The 7,477-nt window shown below is 49.0% G+C and carries 9 protein-coding genes; 8 read left to right on the forward strand and 1 reads right to left on the reverse strand.

All coding sequences use genetic code 11. The features are described from left to right. On the reverse strand, window positions 1-769 hold a 769-nt coding region (locus Q0438_RS08775; protein WP_299190211.1), incomplete at its 3' end, for a hypothetical protein. Between the two features lie 199 nt (window positions 770-968). Here Q0438_RS08775 and Q0438_RS08780 point away from each other — a divergent pair. The 8 genes from Q0438_RS08780 to Q0438_RS08815 form a co-directional block, all read left to right on the forward strand. Beyond that, a complete protein-coding gene (locus Q0438_RS08780) occupies window positions 969-2,204 on the forward strand; it encodes a hypothetical protein (protein ID WP_299190213.1) in 1,236 nt (411 codons plus the stop codon). Between the two features lie 260 nt (window positions 2,205-2,464). Next, complete coding sequence (locus Q0438_RS08785) at window positions 2,465-2,893, forward strand: hypothetical protein (protein ID WP_299190214.1); 429 nt, start codon at window positions 2,465-2,467, stop codon at window positions 2,891-2,893. A gap of 32 nt (window positions 2,894-2,925) precedes the next feature. Further along, window positions 2,926-4,374 (forward strand): hypothetical protein, encoded by a 1,449-nt coding sequence (locus Q0438_RS08790; protein ID WP_299190215.1) that lies wholly within the window; start codon window positions 2,926-2,928, stop codon window positions 4,372-4,374. A 15-nt stretch (window positions 4,375-4,389) separates the two neighbouring features. After that, window positions 4,390-4,941, forward strand: coding sequence for a hypothetical protein (locus Q0438_RS08795; protein WP_299190217.1), 552 nt, complete (start codon window positions 4,390-4,392; stop codon window positions 4,939-4,941). A 168-nt stretch (window positions 4,942-5,109) separates the two neighbouring features. Further along, window positions 5,110-5,457: a hypothetical protein gene (locus Q0438_RS08800; protein WP_299190219.1), complete on the forward strand. Its 348-nt coding sequence runs from the start codon at window positions 5,110-5,112 to the stop codon at window positions 5,455-5,457. 369 nt (window positions 5,458-5,826) lie between these two features. Beyond that, window positions 5,827-6,183, forward strand: coding sequence for a hypothetical protein (locus tag Q0438_RS08805; RefSeq protein ID WP_298098111.1), 357 nt, complete (start codon window positions 5,827-5,829; stop codon window positions 6,181-6,183). Window positions 6,184-6,245: 62 nt separating this feature from the next. Continuing rightward, window positions 6,246-6,980: a hypothetical protein gene (locus tag Q0438_RS08810; protein WP_299190221.1), complete on the forward strand. Its 735-nt coding sequence runs from the start codon at window positions 6,246-6,248 to the stop codon at window positions 6,978-6,980. Window positions 6,981-7,278: 298 nt separating this feature from the next. Continuing rightward, window positions 7,279-7,477, forward strand: a 199-nt coding sequence (locus Q0438_RS08815) for a hypothetical protein (protein WP_299190222.1), incomplete at its 3' end; no start/stop codon positions are given.

Here is a 7,477-nt window from a genome sequence, read left to right on the forward strand (position 1 = left end):
CAATTGATTTTGCAATTGAAGTCCACCCTGTTGGTTGTATTGGTTCTAAGGCTTTTCCTATTCTTTCTGCATTCAAATCTCCAATTGGATAAATTAACTCATTTGCACCACATGATTCATCTTTTTTAGAAGCCGTATTATCTCCTTTATGACCAAATACTCTTATTCCTACTTTTGCATTAGCCGGCATTTCTGATAAAACTTTTTTGATAGATTCTTTTGCGATTTGCATCATTGTTTTATCTCCAATTTTCTTTACCATTGAACCTGATGCATCTAAGACTATTTCTACGTTAACATTCATATTCTCTTCAATTTTTTCATGAGTGAATGGGTTTTCCATATCTTTTTTAAAAATTACATAAGAAAATCTATCTATTGTTTCAAATGGTGTGTAGTCATAACCTGCGATATATAAAAGTTGTTTAAATAGACGCTGAATTTCTTCTTCGGAAGCATTTTCATCCAATGCTGGTTCTATTTTTTTCAACTCTCTTTGAACATCCTCTTTCCATATATTATGTTTTTTTAAATAATTATTTTCCTTTGCATCTGGTGATTGGTATAATCCTCCCGCTTCATCAACTATTGCTTCATAAGTATAAACAGGATCTGGCAGGTCCCCATTGACGCCTTTTGCTATTTGTAACTCTTCTTCTGAAAGATTAGTAGTTACATTTGCTTCGACTTTATCCTCCTTACCATATGCAATTAAAGATAAACTAACCAAGATAAGCATTAATATTGTAAATTTTTTTGTTTTTTTCATATTAATTACGCCTCCCCTTTTTTTGGATTTCGTTGGGTCATTATAACATTTTTGATTTAAACAAGCTGTTACAAACAACCTATATAAAGAAAAAAGTACTCAAAAAATGGATACTCAATCTTAACATATCGCACGAAATTTTATCCGTTTTTATATACGAACATTATATAATTATCAAAATTTTTTCCAAGGAAAGAGGATGAAAAAGCTCGCTACGATACTTGCGCTGCTCTGTGCGGCGGCGTTTGCCAAGGAGTATGAGTATATGGTGCAAAGTATGAGCTACAGCTCACTCGGAGAGCGTAAGGAGAGCACGCATCTAAGCTATGACGCGGCGGCGCGCAAGCTAGAGCAGATAAGAGACAGGAACTCCTCGGACGGCCTAGGCTCTAGCTACAAAGAGATCAGCTACTTTGACGAAAAGGGAGGAATGGTTAAATTTGAAGTATTTAACCTCGATCTTAAAAGCGGCAAGTGGAAAAAAATAGAAGACTACATGGAAAGCGTCAAAGACGGCATCACGACGCGCGAGAGCAATTCGATAGCGGATGACGGCACGCGCAATGCGAGCAAAACCGTCTCCAGCTACGACGGCAACGCAACCGAAGATGTGCGATATAAGCTCATAAAGGGCAAATGGCATAAAGAGAGCATGAACAGATCCGTAAGAAACGCGTGGGATAAGGAGGAGCTTACGATAAGCTTCAAATGGGACGGCAAGAGCTGGCAACCCAAAGATAAGACCGAAATTTTCTACGACGCCACAGGAGAGATGAACGGATACGTAACCTACGAGTTTGTAAACGGCGCGTGGCAAAACAGCGAGCGAGAGATGCTTAACGGCGATCGAAACGGTAGCTACGAGCAGATCCGCAGCACCTTTAAGGGCGGCGCGTGGCAAAACGCGACGATGAGCAAGCACGAGCTTGATGCCGCAAAGGGTGAGGAGGTCGTTACGAGCTTCATCTGGAATGACGAGAAGGGCGCGTGGGATAATATGAGCAAACAGACCACTATCAAGAAGGGCGCGGATCTTAATATGACCTCTTATCTGTGGGATGAGCAGCTTAAAGATTGGGTCAAAAGCTACTCAAACGGCGAAATTTACGATAAATCGGGCGAGCGCCCGCTCGTGCAAAGCCACGAATCAAATTCCAGTAGCGGCAAATACGTCTATAGCTACGACGAGCACGGCAGCAATACCGCGATGGATATCTACAAACTCGACGCGAGCGGCAAATGGGTGCAAACCGGGCGCTCGGAGGCCACTTACGATACCCAAATCCCGGCAGATAGCGTGGGATACGGAGCCGCGCTGATGATGTTTGAGATGCCTAGCGCCTACGCGATAACGAGCTTTAAGGAATTTAAGCTTAAAGACGGAAAATCCGAGGTCATAACGGAAAAGACGTGGAAATATAAAAAGATAAAATAGCGTTTGAAGATGCGTCGGTAAAATTTAGCCGCGAAATTTTACCTGCGCGGCCTTGCGCGAAAGTCGCGGTTAAATTTAGCGGACGAGCAATATTCGTGCGAGTGCTGCGGTTAAAATTTAGCGGCATAACAGTATTTATGCGAGAGCCGCGATTAAATTTAGCTAGCGCGGAGGCATTCGTGCGCCGCGTAAATTTTAAAATTTAAATCCTGCGCGGCAGCAGGTCCGTACGCAGCGGCGGCAAAAGAAAAGGTTGAAAAATGGCTTTACCCAGAGCGACAAGAACGGCTATTTCGGCTTTAATTTCGGCGAGTATCTGTTTCGGCGTCGTAGCGGCGCAAGATCACGCCGCGGCAAGCGAGCAAAAACAGACGATAGGGGGCGGCGGGAGAGATGATCTGGCGCCCGCAGGCAAGCAAAGTAGCGAAATAAGCGCGACAAAGCGCGCAGACGAGCAAGGCGGCGAGGCGCAAAATTTTAAAATCAAAAAGCGCTATTTTCGCAGCTGTTCGTGCTTGCACAAACAAAAATCAAAGGAGCCCGCCCGCCTCTACGATGAAATTTCGCAAGAGCAGGCCGAAAGATCGGCGGCCTATTTCATCGGCTATTTCAAAGAGGGCAAGCTAAGCCGCTATGAGAAAATTTACGAAGGTGAAAGAGCTTTTTCGAGCGAGGATATAAAGCGGTAGACGCGATTTAAAATTCAGATAAAGGAGCGGTCATGAGAGGTGTTTTTAAAATTTCACCCAAGGACGCGGCAAATTTTGCGGCGCTAAATTTAAAGGCGCGAGCGATTATTTTGGCGGGCGCTTTTGGGGCGCAGGCGGCGGTTTCGGCAGACAAGCTTCGAGCGCGGGCGGCAGTTTTAGCAGGCTCTATTTTGGCGGCGACATTAGCGCTCGCGATGCCTGCGGGCGCAACCGAGACGGACGAGACGCACGAAACGGCATCAAATTTCAAGGCGCGAACGGATAAAATTTGCCTACAAAAGACGAGCTACAAAACAGAGGGCGGAGCTGTGCCGCGCTATGAATATAAAGTTAGCCAAAACTACGACGCCAAAACCCGCCGCCTAGAAAAAATCTACAAAAAGAGCAGCGAAGAGGGAACCTCCGTATCGAAAAGCTTTAGCAAATTTGACGAAAGCGGCGAGCGCGAGATCGAAAATGTCGAATACGACTGGGACGCGAATACAAACAAATTTCGCGAAACGGCGATAAGCAAGCAGGAGATCGCAAAGGACGGCTCGAAAATTTATTTCAGCCTGCAAAAGGACGGCAAGCCATACGAGGGTGAAAAAGCCGTCGAAAAGCGCGAGGGTAAAACGGAAATTTTACAAAATTTCACGCTAAAAAAAGGCAGATGGACGCCGACACACCTTACAAAAAGGATTGTCGATGAAAGCGACAGAAATAATTTCGTAGCGACCTATAAATGGAACGCCAAAGCGAAAAAATGGGTGCCGTACGAAAAATCGATATACCACTACAACGGCGACGCTTACGCGGGCTCCGAAGGCTACGCGTGGCGCGGCAAATGGGTGCCGCTTACAAAGCAGACGGTCTTTACGGCGGCGGACGGAACGCGCAGCGAGATAAATTTTGTGTGGCGCGACGGCGCCTGGGGGCGCGATGAAAAGATCTTGCGCAAGATCGAGCCCAAGTATAGGCGCTTTAGCGAGCTAAGATCGCGCTGGGACGCCGCAAAAAACGAGTGGAGGGAGTACTACAAAAACGTGCACGAGGAGACCGAGGAGAGCAGGCCTCTACGCGAGCAAACCGCGCTTTGGCGCGAGGAGTCGCAGCGTTGGGAGGTCGTGTTTGAAAACGAGTTTGGCTACGATGCGCGCGGCAACGTGATAAAAAATCGCCAGGTTTCCGATGGCAAGCAATACGAGTATATCTACGACTACGACGAGGCAGGCAACAACATCTCCATCATCCTGCGCGAGCCTGATGAGAGCGGCAAATGGCGCGAGACGCAAAGAACGCAAAACGTCTTTGAGCCTGAAATTTTAGCGCACGACGTCCTAGATCGCGGCTTCATCGGTGACTACATAGCCGCGGGCAAAAACGCGATCAAAAGCAGCAAGCAGTATTTTCTAAAAGACGGCGAGTTTAAGCTAAACGAAACTCGCGAGTGGGTTTACGGCAAATGCGAGCCGCAATAAAATTCGGAAAGCCTCATGAACGAGCCTTATATCGTTAAAATTTCAGATAGCGACGCGATGATGTTCGGCTGCGAAGCGGACGAGCGGGTGCGCGAATTTGCCGCTAAATTTGACGGCTGGGAGTACGAAAGCGAGTTTGAGCGGACCAGCTATCTGCTCGGCACGGACGTTTTTATCGAGGTCGCTAGCGAGGAGAGCTTAAATGAAGGCGCTTTACGCGCTCAAATTCCAAACGAAAAGTCTTTGGACGCTGGCGGCGGCGCGGCGTTTTTGAGCCTGCGCGAATGGGACGGCAAGGAGCACTGGCGGATTCGCGCGAGCGATGAAATTTTACGCGCCATCAGCGAGGATGAGGACGGCGGTGCGGCGTATCTGCTCCTTAGCCCAAGACATATCGCCGCAGATGAGCTGCGAGGCGCCTTTGCGGACAAGCCGCCGCAGGAATTTGCGCGCATTACCCGGGCTCTCGAAACTAAATACGACTGCAAAGACCGAATGCTCTGCTACGTCGTTTGCTATTTTACGCCGAAGGGCAAAGAGGGGATGCGGGCGGACTTCGGCGTCTGAATTTAAAGCGCGGCGGATTAAATTTAAAATTTGACCGCACGGCATGCTTGCGCCGAATAGCGAGAGTTTGATCCTGCGCGTAAGACCTGCGCCGTATGGGCGCAAGTGAAATTTATAAATTTCTAGCGACGAAATTTAAACTGCCGCGATGAGCGAAATGAGGTCAAAATGATAAAATCCATAAAATTTAGGGGCGAAAGCATCGAGGAGCTGGAAGTTTGGTACTACGCCCCAAAGCACGAATACAGCGCGGCGGAGTTCGCGCAACAGTGCGGCAAGCTCGTGCGCGCGGACTTTGGGCTCGCCTCCCTTTACGAGATAAAATTTGAAAAATTTACGCCCTGCGAGCCCGATGATTTTATGAAAGAGCGTATAGCGGCTGCTTTGAGCGCGGCGGCTCTATCGGATGAGCCTGAAAATTTCGCAATGGGCGGCGAGAACGACTGGGACTGGCAGGAGTACTCGTTTGAGGCGAGCGGACAGCGATTTCTACGTATCTGGGCGACATCGGCTTGATAAATTTAGCCCCGCTATCGGGCTTTGAGGCGAAGTGCGAGTTTTTAAAATTTAAAGTTTCAAGCGGCGCATACCATCGCGCCGAAACGCATTTCATCGAGCCTTAAATTTTAAAATTTCGGTCGCGAGCTTTCGGATTTTAAAATTTAAACGGAGCTGGGCTTTGAGGTGTAGCGCGAATTTTGCGGCGCGGTAAAATAGCAGCGCAAACGATAAAAACGGCGCTCGCTAAGTAGAATTTTATAAAAGGTGAAATGCGGCGCGCCGTATTTAGGACGCAAAAAGCTTAAACGGGCTTATGAAGTAAATTTCGATCTAAATTTAGGCGAGGTACCAAAAATTTTAAAATTTAAATGCAAGGAGTGAAAAATGGATGTTTTGCAGAGTTTCGGGCGAGAGTATGTGCGGCAGCTCAGAGACGGGTCGCTGGCGTGGTTGGATGCGGTCATGAGCGGGCGGATGAAAGGCGCGCGGTGCGAGCGACTGTATGCATCGATAGCGGACTTTTCGCCGCAGCAGAGGGAGGCGCTAAGGACGCTTTGCGCGCATCTTACCGATCACGTCCTGCATGAGACGCTAAGCTTTTTCGAGCAAAGCGAGCGCTGGCGGCTTGCGGACGAGGCGGGTGAAAATCTAGCCGAGCTCTCGGACGGGCTTTGCGGCGAGCTCTACGGCGAGGACGGCTGGATCGAAAAATTTAGCGGCTATCCCGCGAGCCTGAAATAATGCTCTACGGATTTAAGTGCCTGAGCGCCCTGCTTTGAGACAAATTTATTTGAAGGGAAAATATGAAAAACTTATTTCTAGCCGCGCTTGCAGCATTAGCGCTTAGCGGCTGCGCGGGCTTAAAATGCGGCGCAAATGACGGACGAGACGTCGCCGAAGTTGACGTGCCCGAAGATGGCTGGACGAGGTACCTAGGCACCGACGGCGAGATCAAAGAGGTCGCGTTTTTCACGGCATTTTTCTCGGGGCAGTTCCGCCAGAGCCCAAAAGATGGCGAAAAGATCGGCTTCGTGCTTACCAAAAAGAGTGGCGAACGCATACCGATAAGGCTCGGCAATATGTATAAGGCTGCAGACGGCGCATTCGCGCTCGCGGATCTTGACGCGGAGGCCGGCATATGGTGCGGGGCCGAGGAGCTACGCAGAGCAAAACGGGTGAAATTTTATAAATTTCAAGAAGGCAGCGTCAAAGTGACGGACTATGAGGCGCAAGGCGGGCTTTGCGAGGCGTTTTACGCAGGCGAAAAGATACGCGTCAAAAGCGTGCTAAGCCGCCACGCGAGCAAGGCTGGCGAGGCTAGCGGCGAAATTTCCACCGCGCAGACACAGGGCGAAATATCGCGAGATGCCGCCGAAATTTTAAACTCGCGCAAAAAGCCATCGCCGCAAAGCTCTAGCAAAAATTTAGCGAACAAAAAGAGCGCCGCGCAAAAGACCGATAGCGAGGCGCTAAAATCAGAGGCAGATGTGCTAAAAGACATCATCTGCGCGGGATTTGAAAAAGGTACCGAAATTTAGACTTCGCAAAACGGCTACCTAGCAAATCAATCAAGCTGAAAGAAGCGCGCTAAATTTCAATGCAGCGTCACGCGGGCAAAAGCTAGGCGCTCAAAAGGGCACGCTAAATTTTAAAGCGCTCAAGACGCGGTGCGCTTAGACACGGCAAGCGGAGTGCAACGGCAAATTTCAAAAGCGAAATTTCAAAACAGACGATATTTTTATCGCAAAGAGAGCTTAAGCGGGCTTCGGAGCCAAAATTTAGACTAAACTTGGTGAACGCGGGCCGAAATATGAAATTTAAACGCAGGAGGGCAAAATGGCAGAAACGGGCAACTTGGAGGGTTTCGGGCGAGAGTATGTGCGGCAGGTCGGGGACGGGTCGCTAGCGTGGCTGGATGCGGTCATGAGCGGGCGGATGAAAGGCGCGCGGTGCGAGCGGCTGTATGCATCGATAGCGGAGTTTTCGCCGCAGCAGAGGGAGGCGCTAAGGACGCTTTGCGCGCATCTTACCGATC

Source organism: uncultured Campylobacter sp., assembly GCF_938030785.1.
Taxonomy (GTDB): domain Bacteria; phylum Campylobacterota; class Campylobacteria; order Campylobacterales; family Campylobacteraceae; genus Campylobacter_B.